The organism is Pontibacter sp. 13R65, assembly GCF_047525655.1.
In the GTDB taxonomy this organism is placed as follows: Bacteria; Bacteroidota; Bacteroidia; order Cytophagales; family Hymenobacteraceae; genus Pontibacter.
In genome coordinates, this window is record NZ_JBLIQL010000002.1 from 231,840 (window position 1) to 258,659 (window position 26,820).

Here is a 26,820-nt window from a genome sequence, read left to right on the forward strand (position 1 = left end):
AAATACTAGTTCGATTTGATTACAAATGTTACAGTACCAGTGGCTCCCGCATTGCTGTTGCCGCCACCTGTCCGGATAAAGGAGGTTCTGCGCAGTTGATCTTCGTACCATTTCTTAACCTGCGGCGAAACATTACTTTCTATAGTAGAAATATTAGTTACCTCACCGTTACCATTGATAGAGATTCTGAACTTTACAATCCCAGACTCATTGCTGTAAGGGTCCCGCTTCGGCTCAATTTCATATCGCCAGCCAGCCATGTCAAGGCCACCGGAGCCACCACCGGATTTGCCATAGAGGGCTTTTGCATCTACCTTACCATCAGGTGATCCTTTGTCGCCCACTTTGTTCACATCGTCGCCGTTATTGTTACCTGTGGCTTCATTAGAAGTTCCTGCTTTACCGGTACCGGTACTCTCGGTTGGTTTACCAGGGTATAACGATTTTGGCTTCTCTGGCTCCTTCTTAGGCTCCTCTACCAGTTTTACGGGCTCTTTTTTGGGCTCGACTTTTGGCTCTGGTTTAGGAGTTGGCTTAACTACTTCTTTTACTTCCTTAACAGCAACTGGCGCCTCTGCTGTAGTAGTCACTACCTTTGGCGTTTCTACTGGTTGTGTCGGGGCCGGAGGTGTAGCAGCCACTGGTTTAGGCTCAGGCTGAGGATCTGGTTGTGTAGGAGCTGGTTTACTGTCCTGCACATTCTTAGATTCATTAGGGGTAGCTGTTGTCTGCACATCACCACTTCCTACCGCGTCCATACCAAAATTAAGTTCAATACCTATTTCTTCCGCCGGCGGGTCTTGCGGGCGCCAAGCCATCAGGTAGAACAAAAGCAGAATAATAAGCGCGTGCAGCACCACACTGACAACTGCCGCAATCTTTTTATTCTTTTCTTCCTCCTGTGTTAACGCTATATCCATCTTCTTTCATTTTACTCTGGCTCAGTAGCCAGCGTTACTTTAGCATTAAGGTTAGCGGCAATGCTTGCCACTTTCACAAGTTGCTCTACTGGTACAGCCTTGTCTACATGCAACACCACAACCCCTTCTTCTGTTCCCTGTAAAAGCCCTTCTAATTGAGGCTGCAGATCAGAAAAAGCTACTTCCTTTCCATTTAGCGCAAACCTAAGGTCTTCTGTAATAGTCACGCTAACCTTTTGCATCGTAATGTTAGATAACGTGCTTTTGGGTAAGCTAACCGGTAAACCGGTTGGGGTCACAAAATTGGAGGTAAGCATAAAAAAAATGAGCAACAGGAAAATAATGTCTGTCATGGACGACATGCTGAAGTCAGCACTGATCCTGTTTTTTGAGCGAAGGTTCATTCTTAATGCTGTGGTTCTTGTAAGAGATCAATAAACTCGATAGAGGTATACTCCATGTCATGCACAATGCTGTCGATCTTAGATACCAGGTAGTTGTAGCCAACATAAGCAGGCAAACCTATAATCAAACCGGTTGCTGTCGTTACCATCGCCTGGTAAATACCAGCAGAAAGTAATTGTGGGCTAACTGAGCCTTCTGCCTGTGCAATCGCGATAAAGGCCTGAATCATACCGGTTACAGTACCCAGGAAACCCAGCATAGGTGCAGCACCAGCAATAGTTGCCAGCGCAGAAAGGTTTGTCTCCAGGCGTGCCATTTCAATTTTACCAGTATTCTCTATAGACGTCTCTATGTTTTTCAAAGGATTACCAATTCGGGAAATACCTTTTGCAAGCATTTTAGAAACTGGGGTACCTGTCTGGGCACATAGCATTTTAGCACCGTTAATATCGCCTGCCAAAACCATGCTTTTTATTCTGTCGCGGAAACCTTCCGGGTTCTTGGCAGCTCGCTTCAAAGTTAAATACCGCTCCACAAATATGTAAACGGCAACTAACGATAACAGTGCCAAAGGAATCATAGCCCAACCGCCGGCGAGAGCAAGGTCTATAAGTCCGACAGAAGCATCAGCCGATTCAGCACCAGGCGTAAGTGTAGCAGTAGTGTCCGTAGGGACAGCAGGTGTGATTTGTAAAAGAAAAGATGTCATGTTAATTATTAAGTACCCAAATTGTTTCTCCGAAAGTTTTTCTATAATCTCCTATAGCTGCTGCGGCCTCTTCTGGGGTAGCAAAATCGGCTACTGATACCCGCAGTAATTTATGACCTGGCGGAGGAAGAAGTATTTTAGCTTCTATTTGTTTTTTCTTTATTTCAGATCGGCTCACTTCTGCATTCTTCAGGCTGGAATAACCTCCTGTGATAATGTAAAAACGGCCGGTTTTGCCTGACAGTATATGAGAAGGTTTTTCTTCAGCAGCAGGAGCATCTGCTACCTTATTCTCTGTAACAACCTCGTTTGCAACTATTTTATCACTGCTATTTAAAGTAATAGCTTCATCAAAAGCATCAGCAGGTGCCTCATCTAAATTGCTTTGCTGCTGGAATAATGGACCTTGCGGCTCGGCTTCTGCGGCAGGTGTTTCTACCGGAGATATTGCCAAATACCATGCCAGGCGCTCCTCTTCAGTAAAAGGAATATAATCTGGAGCGTATTTAGAGAAAACTTTAGCTTCAGTTGTCTTGCTGCTCATACCTGCCAAAGACAGCGGGTTCAGGCTGCTCAGATTATAGTCGGTTTGTAAAGAAAGTAAGTAAAGCGCCGAAACCGTAAGCCCCCCCATTAAAAGGCCTGCTGTTACCGTATAAGCTTTTTTAAGTCTGCTTTTAAAGGTTGATCTGACTGCCACTGGTACCTGCTGCCGCTCTTTAATTAGCGTTCTGAGCACAGCTGGCTCACTCGCTCTTAACGGCCTGGCTACCAGTTCAGGTAAGCCAAAGCTATTATCAAGCAGGTTTTCGCCTTCTAAAAATTCAAACTCCAGACGCTGCTCGGCATTGTACCGGAACGAGCCAATATTTTGAATGTCAAAGCGATTTTCTTCTTTCAGCTTCTGCCTTGCCTGATATACAAAATCAGCTACTACTCCTTTTGCCTCTTCCAGGCTAATATTCCTGTTCTGGGATATCGCGCTGATGAGCAAGCCATCGTTCAATACCAACTTTTCATTGAAAGCGATCCTCTTCGAAGGAGGCATCAGCGCATGTTTCGTCGGCTGTATCCGGGCCGAGACATAGCGGGCGATCAATCCACCAAAATCCGGTATGATGACACAGTCATGCTCGTGGAGCAATTGCTCAATTTGCTTATCAACCATAGGCTTTAAAATGAATAAGTTATACCACCAATTAAGTTTACACTCTTATTCTGGTAATTCACGAAACGCTCATATTTCTGGCCAAGTATGTTATTAGCCATTACAAAAGCGGTGAACCTGCTGGAGAATTTATAATCAGCCTTCAGGTTCAGGTCCACGATATTGTCCGTTTCACGAATTACTGAACTTCCGTCTGTACGCACAATACGGCCAAACGAGCTACCAATATAGTAAAGTTCTGAATTAAAGAGAATCTTATCGTAGAAGTTATAGGTGGCAAATATGCTTGCCATCATTTCCGGCCGGTGGAACGGATGCTCTAACCTTTCGGTCCTATAGTTGTTATAATCAGCCTTTAATCCTACCCTTACTTCATCAGAATAATTAAATACAGCCTCTGCATATAAATTTAAAACATTTGTTACGCCATCGTCATACAGAAGCTCAAACTTGGTAGAGTCAGTACGGGAGTTATTAAAGAAATACAGGTTCCGGAAATTCTGGTAAGACACACGACCGGTAATGTGTACGTAGTTCGCGATGTTAGCAGATAGGCCTCCATACAACTCCAAGGTTTTGTTTACGTCGGCCACTAACACGTTTGGAGCCAGAAACGGGTTCTCCTGGGTCAGCTGAGACATGGTAGTACGCTCTAAGTCGCCGCCAAATCCACCGTAAATTTTCAGTTTGCCTTCAATTGGCTCTACCCCCAGGCGCACCACAGGATAGATATTCATGCTGCGGGCATTATTTACCGTGTCGCCAGTAAAGGCAAGCCGTGCTCCCAAACCAACTGTCAGTACGCCTAATTTGCGCTCGTAGGTTGGAGTCAGCTTAAAAAACTGGCGGTTTATTTGTGCAGAATCAGTGTGAGTCAGCATAGACACAACCGCGTCTACTTTAAAGCCTGATTCATCATCTATTGTATACTCACCATTAATATTAGCGGCAATATTAGATTCCTTCATGTCGTACCGGTCGTTCAGGTAATTAAACCCGAGCGTGGCTCTGTAAATAAAAGGAGATCCTGAGGTTTCGTTGTGCAGAAAAGCTTCAGCATTAAATCGGTTAAAGACCTGTTTTATAGAGTCTTTGTCTATAACTGTTTCAAGCGAAGGTTCATAACCATAAAAGTATACCTGGTCGCGACCATATCCTGCTCTGCCACCTACTGTCAAACCTTTTAAATAGCGTTCGCCATGTGCGCTGATGCTGGAATTAGAAACACCAGAGTTAGCACGATCTACCGGTCCACGGGAGGAGGCAACATGGCTCACTTCCGCACCATAGGCTCCTTCTGTACTGCGTTTGTTGTGGAAGTACCCTTTCAGGTACAGGGTACCATAATTGCCTATACCGGCTTTCAGGTAGTTGCCGTATAACTTGGTAAGTTCATCCTGCTTAATGGTAAGTACGCGCATTTGCAGGTTAATATCTTGGGAAGCAAGGCGATAATCGCTAAAACGGTAGCGTACATTTCGTTCCTGCGGCTCCGGCGCCTCAATCCGAAACTTTTCGAAGTTACGTGCGGCACGCGGCAACTCAATTACTCTGTTCTTTTCTACTACAACCTGTGCATCTTCCAGTTTGGCACCTTCGCCCCAGCCTGTTCCACCCTGCGCCTGCACATTGTTCATGAAACTATAACCGACACTAAAAACAATGGCAAGTGAGGTTAATTTTAATTTATTTTTCATGTTGCTAAATCTCTCTTCTGCTAATACTGAAAATAATTACCGGGGCTGAATTTGAATGGTATCTCCTGTTCCACTACCAGCCGGAGCCATTTTGGCCAGTTTCTGCTTGGCTTCTTCCACCACCTCCACTACCGGAGATCCTTCTATAATAGATTCCAGTGTGGCACGCGCCTGGAAAGTTTCGTTCTGGGCAGCATAATTATCGGCTATAATCAGGAAGGATCTTCCAAGCCAGTAATCGTAGTTAGAGTATTTGTTGTTGAACTCGTATGCAGCATCAATCGACTCTTTGTATTTCTTCTGTTTGTAAAGAATCTCAGCTACCAGGTATTGTGCTTCAGCGCCGTTTACATCAGAAGCAGCTTTTACAGCCTCTCTGAACTCTGTAAGCGCCTGATCCATATTACCCTGCGCATAGGTAGACTTTCCTCTGTAAAGCAAAGCTGTATTTCGTGCGTTTAGTGCGGCATTACCCTGGCTGATCAGGTCGTTGGCAATACGCTTGGAGCCGGCATAATCTTTCGTCAGATAATAGCTCATCATAAGGCCGGTAAGCGCGTTTGCCTGTTCATTGCGGTTAGAAGCCACATCTCGCAGCCTGCCGTAGTATTTTATAGCTTCAGTGTAATTTTTAGCTTCAAACTCAATTTCGGCTATTTTTAATATGGCACGGTTAACATATTCCGACCTGTTTTCGGCAATAACCTGCTTCATTCTTCTTACACCCTCATCCTTATTGTTTTGGCGCAGATAAGAATCAGCCAGGAAATAGCGGGAATCGCTTATAAACGGACTTTTCGGATAAGCACTGATATAAGCTTCAAACTTTGGTATTGCCTGTGCATATTTCTCACTGAAATAAAGTGTTTTGGCCGCCTCATACTCAATGCTTTCTAAAGCACCGCTTTCCGGGTTAGATGATTTGTAGCGAGCCAGGTAACCGTCAAACTCTTCGCTGCGATCCTGGTTAGCTAAGGCATCCTGTAAACTGTATAAAGAGCTGCTAGCCACCGGCGAAGCAGGATACTCATCGAGCACACGTTTAAAGTCCACTATGGCATCGTTATAACGCTGCACGTTGGTGTAAGCAATACCTCGCTTCTGCAGTGCGTTCGGAATCAGCTTGCTTTCTGGTTTCGTTTGAATGAGAGAAGAAAAGCCTGAAATGGCTGGCTGGTAATTTCCTGCTTCAAAATCGATGAGCGCGCGCTGATACTCGGCTGCATCGGCATAGCGGGAGTTTGGAAACTGCGTTTGCACCGTTTGCAGGTTTTGTAAGGCCTGGTCGCGTTTGCCTGTAATGCTCAGCACCACGCCTTTCTGGAAGAAAGCATAGTCGCGGTCCGGTGAGTTGGAAGCAATTACGCGTTCATACAGGCCAAGGGCATCGCTATACTTTTTATCTACATAGTAACAGTCGGCCAAACGCAAGGTGGCATCATGATAGTTCACATTGCTTGGCTGAATGGCATCTAGGTATGCTTTGAAGTGCGTCAGGGCCCGGTCATACTGCTTGGTATTATAATAGGCATAACCAGCGCCGTATCTCGATTTTATATAATACTCTGAAGAAGTGGAGGGAGCATTACGGAAAACGGCACCATAGCTGTTGATGGCATCTTCGTAGCGCTGGCCAATAGAGTAAGCCTCGCCTTTCAGGAAGTGGCTGGCAGCTGTCACTTCTTTGTCGTAAGGATACTCCAGCGACTTATCGAGCATGGTTACGGCCTGAGGAAACTTGGCATCGTTAAACAGATTTACTGCGTGGAAGTAAGTTACCCGCTGATACGTCTGCAGGATACGCCAGCTCTTTTTAGGCAGACTCTCAATGTGGCGAATAGCTTCCGGATAGTTGTTTGAGTTAAAGTACGCCTCGCTTAGCAAGTTGTCGGCATCCGCCCCCTGCTCTGAGTCCGGGTAATCGTTGGTGAAGTTGGCCAAGGAATTAATGACTTCCCTGAAATTGCCAAGCTCGTAATTTACCTGGGCGTATTTAACGGTAGCAGCCTCCGTTACACTTTTATCGATGTTGTTTTTGCGCGCCTGGTCAAAAGCGGTTAGGGCAAACTGCTTATTATTTTCGCGCAAATAGCTTAAACCGAGGTAGTAGGCGGCGTTTTGTCCGAGAGCCGTTTTCTTAAGCGCGATATCTTTAAAATTAGCAATGGCATTTTTAAAGTTATCGTTCTTGTAATCCGTGAACGCTATTTTGTACTGCACCACCTCATCCAAGGTGCGCTTGCCTTCGGCGTATTGATTAAAATATTTGGCAGCTGTGGCATAGTCCGCTTTCTGATAATAGGCATCGCCTACGAGCAAAGCAATCTCATCGGCCTGCAGGGGTTTTGGTGTGGCAGCCAATGCAGCTTCCCCGTACCGGATTACTTCAAAAATATCGTTCTCTTTGTAAAGAATCTCGGTGACCATGTAAGGCACGATCTGCTGGTAAGCCTCATTCTTCTCGGCTATTTTCAGGTCGTTTTTAGCTGCCGCATAATCTCCATTGCGGTAGGCGATATAGCCAGCATAATAGTTGGAGGCGTAGGCAAAGCGGTGCTCGTCAGTGCGGAAGCCGGTAGTCTTGTTTTTATCGAAATAGATTTTGGCGTTTTCAAAATCCTTGGTTGCAAAGTAAGAGTAGCCCAACTTAAACTCCAGTTCCTTATTCTGCTTTATGCCAAGCAAATGCGTTGGTGCCTGCACCAGAAATTCCACCGCTTTTTTGTAGTCTTTGTTTTCGAAGTAGTACAGCCCCAGTTCGTAGTTAGCCAGCGCCGTTTTAGGGTGCGCCGGAAATTTTCTGGTGAAGGCCAGAATCTGCTGCTCCGCGTCTGGGTGCAGGAGGTACAAGCCACTAAGGGCATAGTAATACTGTGCATCAGCGGTTTTGGCATCGTCACCGATCAGGCTGATGTACTTCTGAAACGCTTCCTGCGCCGAGCCATACTTAGCCCGGTCAAAAAGCTCTACCCCCTCATGGAAGTGTCTTTCTTCAGCGGTAAAAACCTGCGTATGCTGTGCTTCAGCCAAGTGTGCTCCGCCAGCCAATACCGATGCAAGCGCTACTTTGTAAGCTATCTTCATATATTCTTATAGTGCCCCAAAACAGGACTAAACGATGATCTTATTTTCAATAGTTAAGGTGGCGACAACCAAGGTCAAAGTTAATAAAAAAAGCTTAGGTGCAGTCTTTTCTGCACCTGCTGCAGCCAAAGGTTTGATTAAAAAATTCTCCTTCGGATTTACTTAATGCAATGAGCTTTATGCTTTAATTATTGTGTGCAGTTCCAATTTTCTTTGCCTGTCTCCCTGCTTTTCACTTGTTACCTCGGCTAGCCCTCTCCAATTTCCCGGCCTGCTTTGGCAATCACCAACACCGAGAGTATAAATTATTCTAATGAAAATGGCCTTCCGGAGGTAAAATGGTTTGCTTTAGCCTGAGGCCTTAGTAGGCTAGCGCCCGTGGCACCGGATGCATAATCTTGAACACCAACTCTCTGAGAATTTCAGCATCGGTCATGTTGCCACCCTCTATACCTTTCACCTGCAGGTCGGCCACCCGTACAAAGTGGATAATGTCGATGGTGCGCTGGGCCGGAAAAACACGTAAAGCATGCATATACTCTTTGGCCAGGAAGCCGCGGTTCCCCAGGCTCTTACGCACGGCGGCCTCCGACTTATCTGCGGCCATGTGCAATACCAGTAGCTTAGAAAAAAAAGAAAACAACAACGACAAATTGGGAATAAGCGGATTATTCTTAGGGTTGGACTCAAAATAGTGGATAATGCGGTGCGCTTTGAGAGCATCCTGGGCAATGAGCGCCGTTTGGAGTTCAAAAATATTATACTCCTTGCTGATGCCCACATTCTCCTGCACTACCCGCTCATCTATAGTCTGCCCCGGCTTCAGGTTCAGAAGGAGCTTGTCAATCTCATTGGCTAGCCTGGAGAGGTCCGACCCAATGAACTCGCTCAACAGCAGCACAGCTTTAGGCGTGGCTTGCAGTCCTTTCTCCTTAATGTAGCCAGACACCCAGGTAGGTATCTGGTTATCGTACAGCTTTTTAGTGGAGAGTAGTACCGCGTGCTTTCCGACTGTTTTAGCCAGCGATTTACGGCCATCCAGCGATTTGTGCTTGTAGCAGAATACCAGAATGGTACTGGGCAGTGGGTTCTGGAGGTATGTCTCTAATTGCCGGATGCCATCATCCTTCTCTATGTCCGGGATCGACTGCGCCTCCTTTACAATTACCACTTGCCGCTCTGCCATCATCGGGAAGCGTTTGGCCTGCAGCAGCACCGTAGCCACATCTGCATCCTTACCATACACCACCACCTGGTTAAAGCCTTTCTCGTGTTCCTGCAGCGCATGCGCTTCTATGTAATCCGAAATTAGATCTATGTAATAAGGTTCTTCGCCCTGCAGAAAATAAACTGGCGCAAACTGCCGTTTTTTCAGCTGTTCAAGAATACCTTCGGGTGTGTGAGACATAAGTGGTGCTGTAATTACTGTAATTTAAGGAGCTTAGGCTGCGCCACTACCAGATAGGACTCTACCGGCAGCCTATTTTAGCCTGCTGCAAAGGTACGCTTTCCGAGTTAAAATCTGAAGGGTAATTCAGCCAAAGCTCTTTACTGCTATGGCAGGTCAGCCAATAATCTTGCCACTAATTCTGCTAATAAAAATGGCCTTCCGGAGGATAAAAGGTACCGGATGCACCAAGGGGCTACCGATTACAGTCTGGTGCATTAACCTTATGCCGTTCAGCCCGTACCTTCAGCACTGAGGGGTTTGAATTTGTTTGTTTGATTAAGGCAGTCTAAGGAGTTCGACATCAGATTTTTATCCTGACCCACAATTCTTTACTGCCTCTCCAGTACACCTCCTCCTGGCCTTATCTTTCTCAAAAAAATTATTATGCAACAAATTCCACCAAAAGACTGGCATGCCTTAACTCCTGTAGAAGTAACTACAGCACTTAAAACAGACGCTGACAGAGGATTATCGGAACAAGAAGCAAAAAGCCGGCTCGAAACCTACGGCCCTAACCTTTTTACACAGGAAGAAGGGCAATCGAACCTGGTGCTGTTTCTGCTGCAGTTCCACCAGCCCTTAATTTACATTTTGCTGGCAGCTGCCATCATCACGTTTTTCCTGAAGGAGTATATCGACTCTTCCGTGATATTTGGGGTTGTAATTATAAATGCCATAGTGGGTTATGTGCAGGAGTCTAAAGCCAAGCAGGCCATAAACGCGCTATCTAAGGAGCTGAAGACAGAGGCACAGGTGATTCGGAATGGCGAAAAGCAAAAAATCGATGCCGAACATTTGGTTCCAGGCGATGTGGTCCTGCTAAAATCAGGCGACCGGGTTCCGGCAGATCTGCGCCTGCTGGAGGTAAAGAATCTGAAAGTAGATGAGTCGGCCCTTACCGGGGAATCGGTGGCCGTAGACAAGAGCCCTGAAAAAGTAGAGGCCGACACCGTGCTTGGCGACAGGGTCAGCCTGGCTTTCGCCACTACCAATGTTTCTTTCGGAACAGCCAAGGGGGTGGTGATTGCAACCGGCGACGCCACTGAAGTTGGCAAAATATCTGAGTCTATAGCCAGTGCTGTAGACCTGGACACCCCCCTTACCAAGCAAATTGCCCAATTTAGCCAGGTTTTACTTTATGCGATCTTGGGTTTATCGGTTATTTGTATTGTTATCGGGCTTTCGAGAGGCCAGGAATTTACAGAGATTTTTATGGCAGCAGTAGCGCTGGCAGTAGGTGCCATCCCGGAAGGATTGCCTGCAGCCATTACCATTATGCTTTCGCTAGGCGTATCTAAAATGGCTCAGCGAAAAGCTATTATTCGTAAACTGGTGGCGGTGGAGACGCTGGGAAGCACAAGCATTATTTGCTCAGACAAAACCGGAACTCTCACTGAAAACCAAATGACGGTGAAAAAGATAGTGGCAGGCGGTCGAACTTACAAAGTGGGTGGTCAGGGATATGAGCCAGAAGGTAACATCAGCCAGAATGAGGCGAATGTAGACCTCCAGGAGCACCCGGCACTGCGGGAGCTTTTATTTAACGGCATCCTCTGCAACGACTCTGATTTAAAGCAGAAAGATGGTCAGTTTATAGTAGAAGGTGACCCAACTGAAGGAGCTTTAATAGTAGCCGCTCAAAAAGCAGGACTTGACCGGAAACAGTTAGAGCAAAAATTTAAAAGACTCGACACAATTCCTTTTGAATCAGATTACAAATACATGGCTACGCTGCACCCGCACGATGGCAAAAATGTAGTGTATGTAAAAGGTTCTTTTGAAGCAATAGCAGACCGTTGCAGTACCATGCTGAATGCACAGGGGCAGGAAATAGATTTTAAAAAGGAAGAGGTTGCTGAAATAACCAACTCCATGGCCTCCGAAGGTTTACGCGTGCTGGCCTTTGCCAGCATGGCCACAGATAAAACAGATGTTTCGCACGAAGACCTGACAGATGGGCTTACGTTTTTGGGTCTGCAGGGCATGATTGACCCTCCACGGGAGGCAGTGAAGCAGGCGGTGAACATGTGCCAGCGGGCTGGGATTACTGTAAAGATGATCACCGGCGACCATGCCCTCACCGCCTCCACCATTGCCTCACAGATTGGGCTGAAAGGGCGTGAGGAGAATGGGAGGCTCGTGGCCTTGACCGGCCGCGAACTTGCCAAAGTGGCGGACGAGGACATAGCTGACGTAGCAGAAAGTACCGCGGTTTTCGCACGCGTGTCGCCAGACCAGAAGTTGCGGCTGGTAAAAGCACTGCAGAGCAGAAACCACATTGTAGCCATGACCGGCGATGGCGTAAACGATGCCCCCGCTTTAAAGCAAGCCAATATCGGTATTGCCATGGGTATAACTGGAACAGACGTAGCCAAAGATGCTTCGGACATGGTGCTGACCAACGATAACTTTACCTCCATAGAAAGTGCCGTAGAAGAAGGCCGAAACGTGTTCGACAACCTCACCAAGTTCATTGTTTGGACTATACCGACTAACCTGAGCGAAGGACTCGTGATCTTAGCTGCCGTTGTTGCAGGAACCGTGTTGGCAGCCACTCCTGTGCAAATTCTTTGGATTAACATGACGACAGCTATCTTACTTGGTCTTACGCTTTCGTTTGAGCCGCAGGAAAAAGGATTAATGGAACGCCCCCCCCGAAAACATGACCAGCCTATACTCACCAAAAGCCTTGTATATAGAACACTGCTGGTGGGTTCGCTGCTGCTTATTGCCACCTTCGGCCTTTTCCATTATGAACTCGATGTTGAAGGCGCTTCCCTCGAAGAAGCTAGAGCGGCAGCCTGTACTGTTTTTATAGTCTTGCAGTCATTCTACCTGTTAAACTGCCGCTCCCTTCGGTATCCATTTTTCCCGTCTGGCTTTTTCTCCAACCTCTGGATTTTCTACGGCATCGGGAGTATGTTGCTGCTTCAGTTTGCTTTCGTTTATGCGCCTTTCATGAACAAGCTTTTTGGCACTGCCCCTATTTCGCTTATGAGTTGGGTTAGAATTATAGCGGCTGGCGTGGTCATGTATTTTATAGTGGAACTAGAGAAATGGCTACGATATAAGCGCAGAGAGCGGATCAATGAAAAAATTCGAAGTAGATAATCTTCGATTTTAGACGTTTAATTATTCTAATGAAATGTATCTTCCGGAGCCTTTTTCTACTTAGCTAAGCTTAGGGGTAGTCTCATTTATCTTTTTAAACACCAAACTCCCAACTCTTTTTTATCTTTGCTGCCGAATAAGATGAAACAGGCTACATGAATCTGATTGAAGAATTAAGATGGAGAGGCATGCTCCACGATTTCATGCCGGGCACAGAAGAACAACTGGCTTCCGGCATGACAACGGGTTATATCGGTTTTGACCCAACAGCTGAGTCGTTGCACATTGGCAACCTGGCTACTATCATGCTCCTGGTGCAGCTACAGCGTGCCGGCCATAAGCCAGTGGCCCTGGTAGGTGGTGCCACCGGTATGATCGGTGACCCTTCTGGCAAATCGGCAGAGCGCAACCTGCTCTCAGAAGAGGCCTTGAGTGCAAACCAGGCAGGCATACGCAAGCAACTCGAGAAGTTTCTCGACTTTAACAGCGGTGCCAACTCAGCCGAAATAGTAAATAACTACGACTGGTTCAAAGAGTTCAGCTTTTTAGGCTTCCTGCGTGAGGTCGGCAAACACCTGACCGTAAATTACATGATGGCCAAAGACTCGGTAAAGAAGCGCATCAACGCCGACGAAGATGGTGACCGCACCGAAGGCTTGTCATTTACCGAGTTCTCTTACCAACTCATACAAGGGTACGATTTTTACCATTTGTATAAGCACAAAAACGTGCGGTTGCAAATGGGAGCCTCCGATCAGTGGGGAAACATTACGTCAGGCACCGAGCTTATACGTCGCATAGATGGCGGTAAAGCTTTTGCATTGGTAGGCAAACTTGTTACCAAATCAGATGGCACTAAGTTCGGAAAATCAGAGGGAGGCAACGTGTGGCTCGACCCGAATCTGACCTCGCCTTACAAGTTTTACCAGTTCTGGCTCAACCTCTCTGATGAAGAAGCCGAGAAGCTGATAAAGGTGTACACACTGCTGCCACAGGAAGAGATTGCAGCTATAACGGAAGAACATAAGCAGGCACCGCATTTGCGTGTTTTACAGAAAGCCTTAGCTAAAGATGTTACTATTCGGGTACACTCCGAAGAAGACTATCAAGCTGCTGTAGATGCCTCTGAAATATTATTTGGAAAAGGGGATTTAGAGACCCTGCGCGGCTTAAAAGAAGATGTTTTGCTGTCGGTGTTCGAAGGTGTGCCGCAAGTGCAGATAAACCGAGATGCCTATCAGCAGGTGCCGACCGTGAGCGATCTCCTTTCTGAGGCTACAGAAGGCCAGGTATTTGCCTCCAAAGGCGAAGCCAAGAAAATGATCAAGAACGGCGGCGTAAGCATTAACCGCCAAAAGGTACAGGGGCCAGATGATGCCTTGGCGTTCGAGCTGCTACAGCAAAAGTACCTGGTGGTGCAAAAGGGGAAGAAAAACTACTACCTTATTAGCGTTATTTAATTGAATTACAGTAGATTACAAATAAAAAAGGTGGCTTTAAAAAGCCACCTTTTTTATTTGTATTAACAATATCTGTTGCTTATTTAGCCTCAGATGAGTTTTTCATATCCTGCACTTCCTTACGAATGTCTTGTGCCAGGTTTTTCAGATCCTGCATACCTTTACGTACACGAGTACCGGCAGCCGCATTATTCTTGTCGTAAAACTTCTCGAAGTCTGATTCCAGAGACATTACCAAGTCTTTCAGTTTGCTGAAGTTGTTGTTCATGTGAGCTATTAGTTTGAGTTAAACATTTTGTTTTATCGCTCCAATATACTAATTAAATGATAACAAGCAAAAATTACGAATTTTTAATATATGCGATTTTGGCTGTTTAAGCGGTAACTGTAGACTTGGAGTAAAGACCCTTGTCCAATTTAGATGCAATTTTCTCGAAGGCAGCAATGGTCTCTTGTACGTCCTCTAAAGTGTGACTTGCAGTCGGAATCAGGCGCAGCATGATCACGTCTTTTGGCACTACCGGATATACAACAATCGAACAGAAAATGCTATAGTTCTCACGTAGGTCGAGTGTAAGCTGGGTAGCATCCGGAATCTGGCCGTTCAGGAAAACAGGCGTAACCGGAGACTCAGTTGTTCCGATGTTAAAGCCTTTCTCACGCAAGCCAGACTGCAGCGCATTCACCACCTCCCACAGCTTAGACTTAAGCTCTGGCTGTGTGCGCAGCAGTTCCAGGCGCTTTAGGGCACCTACCACTAATGGCATTGGCAACGATTTGGCAAAAATCTGAGAACGCATGTTGTACCGCAGATACTCTACTACTTGCTCGTTGGAGGCAACAAAGGCACCAATGCTGGCCATAGACTTGGCAAAGGTAGAGAAGTAGATGTCTACGCCATCCTGTACACCCAGTTCTTCGCCGGCACCAGCTCCTGTGGCACCCATCGTACCGAAACCATGCGCATCGTCTATAAACAATCTGAAATTGAACTGCTCTTTCATGGCCACAATCTCCTTCAGCTTGCCCAGGTTACCAGACATACCAAATACTCCTTCTGTAATTACCAGAATAGCACCACCTGTATTCTCAGTCCAGCGCGTGGCACGCTCCAGCTGCTTTTTCAGGTTGTCCATGTCGTTGTGAGTATACACAAATCGTTTGCCCTGGTGCAGGCGCACGCCATCAATAATACAGGCATGAGACTCAGCATCGTAAACAATTACATCGTGGCGATCTACAAGTGCATCGATAATGGAAACAACGCCCTGGTAGCCGAAGTTCAGCAACATAGCGTCAGGCTTTTTCACAAAGTCAGCAAGTTCCGCTTCCAGTTTCTCGTGCAGGTTCGTGTTACCAGACATGATCCGGGCACCCATTGGAGTTGCCATTCCCCACTCGGCGGCGGCCTCAGCGTCCGCTTTACGCACCTCCGGATGGTTTGCCAGCCCCAGGTAATTGTTAAGGCTCCAGGTCAACACTTCTTTCCCCCTGAACTTCATGCGTGGGGCAATTTCTCCCTCCAGCTTCGGAAATGTGAAATAGCCATGCGCGTAATGTGAGTGGCTGCCTAACGGACCTCTGTTGGTCAACAACTTTTCAAATAAATCCACCTTGTGTAATGATTTAGTTATCCAGATAATTTCAGAAATAAAATTTGCCTTCTATAGCCATGTTCTTTTATTGCTATAAAATCCAGCGGTGCAAATTTATGCTTTTAAACGGTGAATTACAATTTAATCAAAATATCATATATAGCATTTTAAAAAGCAGTTTTTTAGTTTAAGAACAAAACCTTTTCTTTGGAATTGAATAAACCTGAGCTTCTGCATGAAAAAGATAAAAAAATTACTGGTGGCGAACCGTGGTGAAATTGCGTTACGCGTCATGCGGTCTGCGAAAGAAATGGGAATAAGCACGGTGGCAATCTATAGCGAGGCCGATCGCAATGCCTTACACGTACGCTATGCCGACGAAGCGGTATGTGTTGGGGGCCCTAAATCCAGTGAATCTTATTTGCGGGGCGATGTAATTATAGATGTTTGCCGGCAGCTACAAGTAGATGCCATTCACCCTGGCTACGGATTTTTATCAGAGAATGCAGGATTTGCCGGAAAGGTACAGGAAGCAGGAATTATTTTTATAGGCCCCTCTCCAGAAGCCATTGAACTCATGGGCAGCAAACTCGCAGCGAAAGCGGCAGTAGCTAAATATAATATCCCGATGGTGCCAGGCACCGAGGAGGCTATTACAGATGTAGAGGCAGCTAAGGAAATCGCCAAACAGGTTGGTTTCCCTATTTTAATAAAGGCAAGCGCCGGTGGCGGTGGCAAGGGCATGCGGGTAGTGGAACGTGTGGAGCATTTTGAAGAGCAAATGCAGCTGGCAGTCAGCGAGGCGACCTCCGCCTTTGGCGATGGCTCGGTTTTTATCGAAAAATACATCGGCTCACCTCGCCACATTGAGATTCAGGTGCTTGGCGACACCGATGGTCATATTGTGCACCTGTTTGAGCGAGAGTGCTCCATTCAGAGGCGGCACCAGAAGGTAGTGGAAGAAGCCCCCTCGGCCATACTTACGCCAGCCCTACGCGACGAAATGGGACGTTGTGCCGTGAATGTAGCCAAGGCCTGCAACTATGTAGGAGCTGGCACAGTAGAGTTTCTGCTCGACGAAAACATGAACTTTTACTTTCTGGAAATGAATACCCGCCTGCAGGTAGAGCACCCGGTAACCGAACAAATTACTGGCCTGGACCTGGTGAAAGAACAGATTCATATAGCAGAAGGTAACGCTTTAACTTTCAGTCAAGAACAGTTGCAGATACACGGCCATGCATTAGAGTTGCGTGTTTATGCCGAAGATCCTGCCAACAACTTTCTGCCGGATATCGGTAGGCTTCAAACATATAAAAGACCGCAAGGCTTAGGCGTTCGCGTTGATGATGGTTTTGAACAAGGTATGGACATTCCGATTTATTACGACCCGATGATTGCCAAACTGGTGACCTTTGGAAAAGACCGTAAGGAAGCCATAGAGAAAATGCTCCGGGCCATAGATGAATACGAAATAACCGGCATCGCCACGACCCTCCCCTTCGGAAAGTTTGTACTGGAGCACGAGGCTTTTGTTTCCGGCAACTTCGACACAAAGTTTATAGAACGCTACTTTAAACCAGAAAATTTGGAGCCAGCTTCAAACGCTGAAACCGATGAGATTGCTGCTGTGCTGGCAGGAATGCTTTTTTCGAAGGCACGCCCTACTCCTGCTGCCTCAACAGAACGAACTGCCACTACAGCTGTTTCTCCCTGGAGAAAGAACAGGCTGCGCTAATGAGGCCAAACTGCTCCTCAGCTTGTGGAGCGGCTATATTTTTGACTTGAGCCGAAGGAATGCTACTGTTCTAACAGGGCATTAAACCAAGATAGGTATAATCTTTACAAAAAAAGGCACTGCTTAAGTAAGCAGTGCCTTTTTTAATTTTATTGTTTGTGTAGCTAAATCAGGTCAAACAGGTTTCTGACACCAATATGTCGTTCTTTTGTAAAGCCTTCGCCGTAAGTTACACCAATAGAATGACCAAATTCCAGGGCACGCGCCTCCACAAATTTTAAAAATTCAGGCGACGATATGTAGGTGTTAGGGGAAGTATCGTCCGGATTGTAAAATTGAGAACGAAACGCCCTGATCGATTCCATCTTTTGCTCCCAAAAAGGAGTTACATCTACAATGAAATCCGGCGTAATCAGGCGGTCCTGGATAAAATGGTATACTACCTTCGGCCGCCAGGGTTGTTGCGCCTCACCATCATCTCCAAAGGTATTTATCATTCTTAGGCCCGCCATAAAGCACGCATCTGATACAAGCGAAGATCCTTTGCCATGATCAGGATGCCGGTCGTGTACGGCATTCATGAGCACGATCTCAGGTTGGTACTTCCTGATGGCTTGAACCACGCGAAGTTGGTGCTCTTTGTCGTTCTGAAAAAAGGCATCGGCAAAACCAAGGTTTTCGCGGGCAGTAACACCTAAAATCTTGGAGGCGGCCTCTGCTTCAGCTGCTCTTACCTCTGGTGTACCGCGAGTTCCTAATTCGCCTCTTGTAAGATCTACGATGCCTACTTTTTTACCTGCAGCTATGTGTGCAATAATGGTTCCCGCACAACCGAGTTCAATGTCATCGGGGTGTGAGGCAAAAGCCAGTATGTCTAGTTTAGTTATGTTCATTATCTGATTCTCAGCTTTCTTCCAACTTTAAGGGTAGTACGTGTAGAAATACCGTTTAGCCTGGTTAGCTGACTAACTCCTACGCCGTAACGTTTGGCAATACCGGACAAGGTATCGCCGCTCCTAACGGTATGGTAAGTAGATCTACGGGCACCAGTGGCTGAAGAGCTTTTGGAGCGGTTATAATAATTAAATAAGGCGGAGGTGATTTGGAAATTCTGGTCTTTGATAAGATAAGCCGGAAATTCATACACGAGCTCCGGATCGATTGGGTTGCCCTGGTAACGCACCTCGTAGTGCAGGTGAGGCCCTGTACTGCGGCCGGTGCTGCCGCCTAGCCCTATCAATTCCCCTGCCTTCACAAAGGTGCCGGGTTCTGCAATGGCTTTGCTCATGTGGCCATAAAGCGTCTCCAGGCCATTGTAATGGCGCACTACAATGTAGTTACCATAGCCACCGCCATCCCACTTATTTATCCGGACAACACCATCAAAAGCAGCAAAAATAGAGTCTCCGGTGTTTAAGTCAATATCGGTGCCGTAATGCCAACGGGAGCCTCTGTGGCCAAAATGGCTGGTAACTGGCGTTTTTTCGAGAGGCATTTTATAGTCGCGCTGGGCACGAGGGTCGTAAAGAGTAATGTCTATTGTGTCTTTCAGCTGGCGACCGTCCATCCGGTATGGGTTAATGTTCCGGGTGTCCCAAATGGCGTAGTAGCTGGCAATTTTAATCCAGGAGGAATCTATGAGCATCTCTTCTGATACCTCCACAATGTGCTGCTCTCCCAGGTCCAGTTCAGTTGTATCTTCGCTGACAATAGAAAGCTCCTTCTTCGGATTAAAAATAATGGACTTTCCGGCATCGGAGCTTTCGTTTGGAAACTCTTCATATTCGATCAGGATAGTTGTATCCGGCCTCACATATTGTATTTTAGGCGACTTCACCTTAAAAAGATCCTTCACCTTATTGTTCTGGGCAGAAGCTCCGCCAGCAGTACAAAGCAGGAAAAATACAATATATAAAGTTGATTTAAATTTTAACATTGTACATGAATTAGGCAGTAAAGCACCTCTTTTCATCGAGCTGCTTGCTATCTTTAACTGCTTTAGAGTATTTTTATTGTTTCTGGCAGATAACTAAATATTACCTTGCTTCTAGGTTAATTCAAAAAAAGTTTTGGTGATGCTAAGTATTATTATATCCTGTTGTATCTGAGCCCTAGGCCCTATTTCTATAAAAATGCCTCCAAAAGGCTGTTTTCATTAGAATATTTTGCTCTACGATTGTTAGTTGCTGATTACTAAAATAGTAACTGGTAAGCTGGACAGGAAGCTTTGGCAACCTTCGTTTTTTGGTGATTCTACAACTTCGGTTTACTAATATTCTAACGACTAGCCAATTAGCCGCTCAACAACTAAGGCAAAACTGCAAGAATAAGTCCGGAAATGGCCACTTTACAGCACATTTCCGGATTTAATTAATAGGTATTTTGGGAGCTAGTGTATATTGCTGGCAGCCAGGTAACGTTCCGCATCCAGTGCAGCCATACAACCAGACCCAGCTGCTGTTACAGCTTGCCGGTATGTATAGTCCTGCACATCGCCACAGGCAAACACACCATCTATATTTGTTTTAGATGTTCCCGGAATCGTGCGGATGTAGCCGTTTTCGTCCAGGTTCAGGTAATCTTTAAAAATATCGGAGTTTGGCTGGTGTCCGATAGCCACAAAGAATCCTGTTACCGGAATCTCCTGCAGTTCATCGGTTAGTACGTTACGCAAGCGAACACCTTCAACGGCATGCTGACCCAGAATTTCGTCGGTTACGGAGTTCCAGATAATCTCAATGTTTGGTGTGTTCTTTACACGCTCCTGCATAATAGTAGAAGCACGCATTTCCTCGCGACGAATGATCATGTAAACCTTGTTACAGAGATTAGCAAGGTAGGTGGCTTCTTCTGCAGCTGTATCGCCGGCCCCTACTATGGCTACATCTTGTTTGCGGTAGAAGAAACCATCGCACACTGCGCAAGCCGACACGCCACTTCCATTCAACCGTGCCTCAGACTCCAGGCCAAGCCATTTGGCAGAAGCACCTGTAGAGATAATAACGGTATGCGCCTCGATTACTGTCTGATCATCGATAGTAACTTTGTGGGGCTGCGAAGAAAAATCTACGGCTGTGGCAATGCCATAGCGTACGTCGGTACCAAAACGCTCGGCCTGACGCTTAAAGTCGTCCATCATCTGCGGACCGTTAATACCATCAGGGTAACCCGGGTAATTCTCTACGTCGTTCGTAATGGTTAACTGGCCTCCAGGTTGAATACCTTGGTAAAGCACCGGATTTAAACCGGCTCTGGAAGCATATATGGCTGCTGTGTATCCGGCAGGACCGGATCCTATAATTAGGCACTTAACTTTTTCAATTTCCATTCTGATAGGGTGCTATTTGCAATTTGGGTGCAAGTATACAAAATTTATCTGCCTTCGCCTGCATCCGGTTCTCAAAAAGGCGCAACCGCTGAGCAGGCCGGCAGTAAAACACGAAAGCCCTGGTGTTGGCCAGGGCTTCGATCTTGTGATTATGCTACTAGCCTAAGTATGGCTTCAGAGCTTTGCTTCTGGATGTATGGCGAAGTCTGCGGATAGCTTTCTCTTTAATTTGCCTTACACGCTCACGGGTCAGGTTAAACTTCTCACCAATTTCTTCTAAAGTAAGGGAGTGTTCACCGTTCAGACCAAAGTAAAGCGTTATAACATCGGCCTCACGCTTAGTAAGCGTAGAAAGGGCGCGCTGTACTTCTTTACGAAGCGAATCGTTCATTAGACCAGTGTCAGGTGATTCTTCGTCTTCGTTTTCCAACACGTCAAGCAGCCTGTTTTCCTCGCCTTGTACAAAGGGAGCGTCCACTGATACGTGGCGACCAGAAATCTTGAGTGTGTCAACAACCTCAGCTGTAGTGAGTTCAAGCACTTCGGCAATCTCTTCTGGAGATGGCTCACGCTCAAATTTCTGTTCCAGTTCTGAGAACGACTTAGAAATCTTGTTAAGAGATCCTACACGGTTTAGGGGAAGGCGCACAATACGCGATTGCTCTGCCAAAGCCTGTAAAATTGACTGACGAATCCACCAAACGGCGTACGAGATGAATTTGAATCCACGAGTCTCGTCAAAACGCTTAGCGGCTTTAATCAGACCAAGGTTCCCTTCGTTTATCAGGTCGCCTAGCGATAGGCCCTGGTTTTGGTACTGCTTGGCTACTGACACCACGAAGCGTAAGTTAGCCTTCGTCAGTTTCTCAAGTGCAAACTGATCTCCCTCCTTAATCCTCTGTGCTAACGACACCTCTTCATCTGGAGTAAGCAAATCGACTTTACCAATCTCTTGTAAATATTTGTCAAGCGACTGGCTTTCGCGGTTTGTAATCTGTTTGCTTATCTTGAGTTGTCTCATCAGATTTGTATATTATAAATATTGTTGTGTAAATGTGTAATTCGGGCTCGCAGTGGTAACAACAGAAAATCGCGCAAAGTTCTTATATTTTACAATAAAATCAAAGAGCCGAACAGGTATTAGTCTTATAAAAACGCACGATGCCACGCCTGCTAAAGCGCAAGATGGCATCATGTGTTTGGAGAAATAGAAACTTAGCCTTGCTGTGGAGCCTCAGGCTTAGGCAAAGCAGCTTTACGGGAAAGCTTGAATTTGCCTGTTTTTTTATCAATATCAATCAGCTTCACTTTTACTTCTTCGCCGATTTCCAGAACGCCATCCATTGTTTCGAGGCGCTCGTGCTTAATTTCGGAGATGTGCAGTAAGCCATCTTTACCTGGCATGAACTCTATAAAGGCACCGTATGGCTGAATAGACTTCACTTTACCGATGTACATGTCGCCAATTTCCGGCTGCGCCACAATGCCTTTGATCTTAGAGATGGCATCGTCCATGGCAGTTTGGTTGCTGGCAAAGATATTCACATGGCCCTTCTCATTTTTCTCTTCGATAATGATAGTAGCACCTGTGTCCTTTTGGATCTGCTGAATTACTTTACCGCCTGGTCCGATCACAGCACCAATAAATTCTTTATCAATTACGATATTAAACGAGCGTGGTGTGTGTGGTTTGTAATCTGGGTTAGGAGCAGAAATGGTTTTGTTCATCTCATTCAGGATATGCTCGCGACCTTCTTTTGCCTGAGCAAGTGCCTGGCTCAAAACGTCATGCGACAAACCGTTTACTTTGATGTCCATCTGGCAAGCTGTGATCCCTTTTTTAGTACCGGTCACCTTAAAGTCCATATCACCCAAGTGGTCTTCATCACCTAAAATATCAGAAAGCACAGCGAATTTACCTGTTTTCTCATCGGTGATAAGTCCCATAGCGATTCCGGAAACAGCATCCTTGATAGGGACACCGGCATCCATCAGAGCTAAGCTACCAGCACATACAGTTGCCATAGAAGAAGAACCATTTGACTCCAGAATATCAGAAACGATACGGATAGTATACGGATTCTCTCCTTCTGCAGGAAGCACTTTCTTAAGTGCACGTAGCGCCAAGTTACCATGACCGATCTCACGGCGGCCAGGCCCTCTGTTTGGCTTTACTTCGCCGGTAGAAAACGCTGGGAAGTTGTAGTGCAGCAGGAACTTATTGTAACCGGAAGTCATGGCGCTGTCGATCATCTGCTCGTCCAGCTTAGTGCCTAAGGTTACAGTGGTTAAAGATTGAGTTTCACCACGGGTAAATATAGCAGAACCGTGCGTAGCCGGAAGGTAATTTACTTCAGACCAGATAGGGCGGATCTGGTTTAACTGACGACCATCCAAACGAGTGCGGTCATTCAGGATCATGTTCCGAACAGCCTCTTTCTCCACATCGTGGTAATAGGTCTTGATCAGGCTAAGGTCATACTCATGGTCAGGGCCTAAAGACTCTACAAACTCAGCAAGAACGGCGGCAAAGCCCTCTTTACGCTCTGATTTGTTAGCGTTGCCTCTTTTTGCTACCAGATAAGCTTTAGAGTAAGTGGCATCGTAAATTTTTTGGCGAAGCTCCTCGTCATGTGTTTCGTGGGAGTATTCGCGTTTCTGCAACTTGCCCACTAGTTCCGAAAGCTCCAGCTGCGCCTGGCACTGTACCTTAATGGCTTCATGGGCAAAGCTGATAGCCTCAAGCATTTCTTCTTCAGAAACCTCGTTCATCTCCCCTTCTACCATAGATACGCTCTCCATAGAGGCACCTACAATCATATCGATATCGGCACGCAGCAAGTCGGTGGCAAGTGGGTTAATTACAAATTGTCCGTCGATGCGGGCTACACGAACTTCAGAAATAGGTCCGTTGAAAGGAATATCAGAAACTGCCAGGGCAGCAGAGGCAGCTAAAGCGGCCAGTGCATCAGGCAGAACCTCCTTGTCAGCGGAGATCATGTTTATGGTTACTTGTGTCTCAGCGTGGTAATCGCTAGGGAAAAGCGGACGCAATACGCGGTCAACCAGGCGTGAAATCAGGATTTCGTAGTCAGAAAGTCTGGCTTCTCTTTTCAGGAATCCACCAGGTATTTTACCGGATGAAGCAAATTTTTCCTGATAGTCCACCGACAGTGGCATAAAGTCTACCCCTTCTCGGGCTTCTTTATTGGAAACAACGGCGGCAAGCAGCATGGTGTTACCCATTCTTACTACTACAGATCCGTCGGCTTGTTTAGCTAGTTTACCAGTTTCAATTATAATCTCCCTACCATCAGGGAGGGCAATAGTTTTTGTAATCGCGTTCTGTGACATCTTCTTGTATCGTTTATAGCATCAAAAAAGACAGGGCTACCCATTGTGGCCACTGTCGGTACTGGCAAAGAGGAAGGGAGGAAGTTTACTTACCTGCTCTTGTGTTTAATCTTAACGAAGCAATGTGCCTTTACGGCATGTGGCTTGGCGAGAATAAATTCAGAGACAGGTTCAAAGAAAAAAAGATTAGGGAATCCTTGCCGGAATTCCCTAATTCAGATAAGCTTATTTTCTGATACCAAGCTCTGCAATAATGGCTCTGTATCTTTGGATATCATTTTTAATCAGGTAGTTAAGAAGTCTTCTTCTTTTACCTACCAGCTTAAGAAGGCCAAGGCGCGTGCCGAAGTCTTTCTTATGTATTTTAAGGTGCTCAGTCAGGTCAGAGATGCGCGTAGTGAAGAGCGCGATCTGTGCTTCTGCAGAGCCTGTATCAGCCTTTGATTTGCTAAGGCTATACTTTTCAAAAATTTCTTGTTTCGCTTCAGTAGTTAATTTCATTGCGTATAAAAAAATATCAAACTGTTTTTCTTGGTTCAGATAGCTATATAAGCCGCAAAGATATAAAAATTTTATCGTTAATAAAAATTGTTATCGGATTGAAATGTTTTAAAAGTCAGAAAGATTTACTGACTTCAAAAGGCACACTTCTACCGGCTCCTACAACATTTTACCACTCTTTGGCTAACGATCTAAATCCCAATAAATTATTCTAATAGAATTTGCCTTCCGGAGGTTGTTTCATTCACTATAACTCCAGGGCTATGAAGGAGCGGCTTTACAGAGAAGAACCTACAATACAGTTGCGTCATCCCCTCCCACATTCAATTTCAGCTTTTTTGTTTTACACATCCAGCTTATTGCGGCGCAGGCGGGCCATCAGTTTTCTCCAAAAGTCTACTTCCAGCAGGCTGGAGTCGTTCTGGGCCTGGTACAGGAAAAACAAGCCAATCGGAAAGAGAATGATGTTAGCGGCCCACATACCAGCCTCTACAGGTATTATTCCTTCCCTGGCCCACTTTTCGCCTAAAATCGACATTACATACATCAAAATAAAAAATACGATGGATATGATAACCGGAACACCTAAGCCCCCTTTTTTGATGATAGCTCCAAGTGGTGCACCTATCAGGAACAACATAAATATGGAGGCGGATTGCGTGTACTTGCGCCAGATTTCAATTTCATAATTATTGGCTTCGCGCATAGTCGTGTTTACACGCTCCACATAATTAGATGTAAAACTTTTGATGTTCCTGGCTTTATTGGTGGCAACAGACAAGATATCTGGGTTTTCGGGAGGCAATTCTCTTTCTATGGTTTTGTCGAGTAGTTTGAACCCGTTTTTGGTACTGCCGGTATCTGCTTTAAAATAAGCGTAAAAAGACTCTACATTAATTGGGTAAAGCTCCTTTTCGCGTTGCCCGTGCCGGCGCAAAGAATCGGTTACCACCTGCAGCTGGTTGATGTTCTTCATCATCTTGTTATCAGAAAAATACTCCTCACGGGTACGCTCCATGTTGAAAGATGACAGACTGAAAATAATTTTACTCTCCTCGAAGCGCTGGCGAACAAATTGTTCAGATGAATTTCGGATGCTTGGGTCATCCTGATCAACATAAGTATTGCCATCAAAGAGCTCCAAAACCAGGTAGTTATCGTTGTACTGGGTGTACATTTTCCCTGTTTCGGCCAGAATTACAGTAGTATTGGCACCGCCTTTGGAATGGTCATATATCATGATATCCCGCAGCGATTCCCCATCTTCCATCTTTTTGTTGATCTTGATGCTGTAACCAGGCAGCCCGTTGTAGAAGGCTCCTTCCTTAAAATTCATGGTTGGTTTTTTCTGGCGGATATCCCACAGCAAGCTGTAAGCCTTCAGGTTGGCCTTAGGCACAACTTTGTTGTTGAAAAAAAAGGCTCCAGCCGAAACAACCACAACCAGAACAAGAACAGGGCGCAGGATACGTGGCAGGGCAATGCCTGAGGTCTTGATGGCAGTAAGCTCGTGGTGCTCGCCTAAGGTACCAAACGTCATCAGCGACGACAACAGCACGGCCAATGGCAATGCTACCGGCGTCATGTTCAGACTAAAATAAAAGAGCAGTTCCGCAAACACCTCCCCGCCCAGGTCTTTGCCCAGCAGTTCATCGAGGTATTTAAGCATATACTGCGTGAGCAATATAAACTCTACTACGGCAAAAGTCAGAAAAAAAGGGCCGATAAACGACCGGAGTATAAGCTTATCTAGTTTCTTCATGTCAGCCAAGACGGCGTTGAGGCTTGTTTGGGTGCCTGGTGCCAGTTGTCAAACACCATGTATCCAAAAATCGTGCAAAGATAAGCATTTTTGGCAGACGTATTAGCCTCCCACTGTTTCACGCAGATTTTGTAGCAGGTATTCCCACCGCTCCTCCATTTCTTTTTTATCTTGTTCCTCAGAGTACTCCACCACCTTCAGAAACTGCTCCTGTGTTAGCTCGCTAGACTCTATGCTGAGGTCGATGTACGATGGATCGTGCACATGCTTTTTCTTTTCATCCAGAAAAAGGAATCGGATCGATTTGTTGGTGCGATGCCCGGTCATTTCCGCGTAGTGGCTTCTGCCGTCCCAAATGAAATTGAAGATTTTATTTTCGTCCAAAACCACGTCGTCGCAGAACCACTCTGCAAGGCCGCTTGGTGTACTGAGGTATGGATAAAGCAGCTTGGCAGAAGCGTTTATCGGATACTCGCAAACAAATTTAAATTTAGTCGTTTTATTCATACAAGCCCTTCAATAAGTGTTTGAGTAAGTA

The 26,820-nt window shown here is 46.0% G+C and carries 21 protein-coding genes; 4 read left to right on the forward strand and 17 right to left on the reverse strand.

The genetic code is table 11. The features are described from left to right. Nucleotides 1–5 precede the first annotated feature (5 nt). The 6 genes from ACMA1I_RS03495 to ACMA1I_RS03520 are packed head-to-tail and all read right to left on the reverse strand — an operon-like array spanning nt 6 to nt 7,983. Nucleotides 6–920, reverse strand: coding sequence for a hypothetical protein (locus tag ACMA1I_RS03495; RefSeq protein ID WP_337066875.1), 915 nt, complete (start codon nt 918–920; stop codon nt 6–8). An 11-nt stretch (nt 921–931) separates the two neighbouring features. Beyond that, nucleotides 932–1,324: a biopolymer transporter ExbD gene (locus ACMA1I_RS03500; protein WP_337066877.1), complete on the reverse strand. Its 393-nt coding sequence runs from the start codon at nt 1,322–1,324 to the stop codon at nt 932–934. Between the two features lie 2 nt (nt 1,325–1,326). Next, nucleotides 1,327–2,034, reverse strand: coding sequence for a MotA/TolQ/ExbB proton channel family protein (locus tag ACMA1I_RS03505; RefSeq protein ID WP_414703861.1), 708 nt, complete (start codon nt 2,032–2,034; stop codon nt 1,327–1,329). A gap of 1 nt (nt 2,035) precedes the next feature. After that, nucleotides 2,036–3,202, reverse strand: a complete 1,167-nt coding sequence (locus ACMA1I_RS03510) for an SPOR domain-containing protein (RefSeq protein WP_337066879.1) — start codon at nt 3,200–3,202, stop codon at nt 2,036–2,038. Nucleotides 3,203–3,207: 5 nt separating this feature from the next. After that, nucleotides 3,208–4,899, reverse strand: coding sequence for a hypothetical protein (locus tag ACMA1I_RS03515; protein ID WP_337066881.1), 1,692 nt, complete (start codon nt 4,897–4,899; stop codon nt 3,208–3,210). Nucleotides 4,900–4,935: 36 nt separating this feature from the next. Continuing rightward, entirely contained in the window at nt 4,936–7,983 is a 3,048-nt protein-coding gene (locus ACMA1I_RS03520; protein ID WP_337066883.1) for a tetratricopeptide repeat protein, read from the reverse strand. A 34-nt stretch (nt 7,984–8,017) separates the two neighbouring features. On the opposite strand from ACMA1I_RS03520, the gene ACMA1I_RS03525 reads away from it, so the two are divergent. Next, nucleotides 8,018–8,149, forward strand: a complete 132-nt coding sequence (locus tag ACMA1I_RS03525) for a hypothetical protein (protein WP_337066885.1) — start codon at nt 8,018–8,020, stop codon at nt 8,147–8,149. 195 nt (nt 8,150–8,344) lie between these two features. On the opposite strand, the gene holA is transcribed toward ACMA1I_RS03525, so the two are convergent. Then, entirely contained in the window at nt 8,345–9,391 is a 1,047-nt protein-coding gene (gene holA / locus ACMA1I_RS03530; protein ID WP_337066887.1) for a DNA polymerase III subunit delta, read from the reverse strand. A gap of 426 nt (nt 9,392–9,817) precedes the next feature. Here holA and ACMA1I_RS03535 point away from each other — a divergent pair, with 426 nt between their 5' ends. Continuing rightward, nucleotides 9,818–12,544 (forward strand): cation-transporting P-type ATPase, encoded by a 2,727-nt coding sequence (locus ACMA1I_RS03535; protein ID WP_337066889.1) that lies wholly within the window; start codon nt 9,818–9,820, stop codon nt 12,542–12,544. Nucleotides 12,545–12,699: 155 nt separating this feature from the next. After that, a complete protein-coding gene (gene tyrS, locus ACMA1I_RS03540; protein WP_337066891.1) occupies nt 12,700–14,004 on the forward strand; it encodes a tyrosine--tRNA ligase in 1,305 nt (434 codons plus the stop codon). Nucleotides 14,005–14,083: 79 nt separating this feature from the next. On the opposite strand, the gene ACMA1I_RS03545 is transcribed toward tyrS, so the two are convergent. Further along, nucleotides 14,084–14,272 (reverse strand): histone H1, encoded by a 189-nt coding sequence (locus ACMA1I_RS03545; protein ID WP_147923659.1) that lies wholly within the window; start codon nt 14,270–14,272, stop codon nt 14,084–14,086. A gap of 106 nt (nt 14,273–14,378) precedes the next feature. After that, nucleotides 14,379–15,617, reverse strand: coding sequence for an aminotransferase class I/II-fold pyridoxal phosphate-dependent enzyme (locus ACMA1I_RS03550; RefSeq protein WP_337066894.1), 1,239 nt, complete (start codon nt 15,615–15,617; stop codon nt 14,379–14,381). A gap of 217 nt (nt 15,618–15,834) precedes the next feature. On the opposite strand from ACMA1I_RS03550, the gene accC reads away from it, so the two are divergent. Beyond that, on the forward strand, nt 15,835–17,337 hold the full coding sequence (gene accC, locus ACMA1I_RS03555; protein WP_337066896.1) for an acetyl-CoA carboxylase biotin carboxylase subunit: 1,503 nt from the start codon (nt 15,835–15,837) through the stop codon (nt 17,335–17,337). A 164-nt stretch (nt 17,338–17,501) separates the two neighbouring features. Here the strand turns inward: accC and bshB1 are convergent, their stop codons facing one another. The 8 genes from bshB1 to ACMA1I_RS03595 all read right to left on the reverse strand — a co-directional run bounded on the left by bshB1 (nt 17,502) and on the right by ACMA1I_RS03595 (nt 26,789). Continuing rightward, nucleotides 17,502–18,230 carry a bacillithiol biosynthesis deacetylase BshB1 gene (gene bshB1, locus ACMA1I_RS03560; protein WP_337066898.1) on the reverse strand — a complete coding sequence of 243 codons (729 nt, stop codon included), beginning with the start codon at nt 18,228–18,230 and terminating at the stop codon, nt 17,502–17,504. Continuing rightward, nucleotides 18,230–19,273: a M23 family metallopeptidase gene (locus ACMA1I_RS03565; protein ID WP_337066900.1), complete on the reverse strand. Its 1,044-nt coding sequence runs from the start codon at nt 19,271–19,273 to the stop codon at nt 18,230–18,232. Before ACMA1I_RS03565 ends, bshB1 begins: the two co-directional genes overlap by 1 nt. A gap of 453 nt (nt 19,274–19,726) precedes the next feature. Further along, nucleotides 19,727–20,665: a thioredoxin-disulfide reductase gene (gene trxB / locus ACMA1I_RS03570; protein ID WP_337066901.1), complete on the reverse strand. Its 939-nt coding sequence runs from the start codon at nt 20,663–20,665 to the stop codon at nt 19,727–19,729. Between the two features lie 157 nt (nt 20,666–20,822). Next, nucleotides 20,823–21,686 carry an RNA polymerase sigma factor RpoD/SigA gene (locus ACMA1I_RS03575; protein ID WP_007656436.1) on the reverse strand — a complete coding sequence of 288 codons (864 nt, stop codon included), beginning with the start codon at nt 21,684–21,686 and terminating at the stop codon, nt 20,823–20,825. 194 nt (nt 21,687–21,880) lie between these two features. Beyond that, nucleotides 21,881–24,019, reverse strand: a complete 2,139-nt coding sequence (pnp, locus tag ACMA1I_RS03580) for a polyribonucleotide nucleotidyltransferase (RefSeq protein ID WP_337066910.1) — start codon at nt 24,017–24,019, stop codon at nt 21,881–21,883. A gap of 225 nt (nt 24,020–24,244) precedes the next feature. Beyond that, nucleotides 24,245–24,520: a 30S ribosomal protein S15 gene (rpsO, locus tag ACMA1I_RS03585; protein ID WP_337066912.1), complete on the reverse strand. Its 276-nt coding sequence runs from the start codon at nt 24,518–24,520 to the stop codon at nt 24,245–24,247. Between the two features lie 343 nt (nt 24,521–24,863). Beyond that, entirely contained in the window at nt 24,864–26,282 is a 1,419-nt protein-coding gene (locus tag ACMA1I_RS03590; protein WP_337066913.1) for an LptF/LptG family permease, read from the reverse strand. Between the two features lie 102 nt (nt 26,283–26,384). After that, nucleotides 26,385–26,789, reverse strand: a complete 405-nt coding sequence (locus tag ACMA1I_RS03595) for an START-like domain-containing protein (RefSeq protein ID WP_337066914.1) — start codon at nt 26,787–26,789, stop codon at nt 26,385–26,387. Between the last annotated feature and the right edge of the window lie 31 nt (nt 26,790–26,820).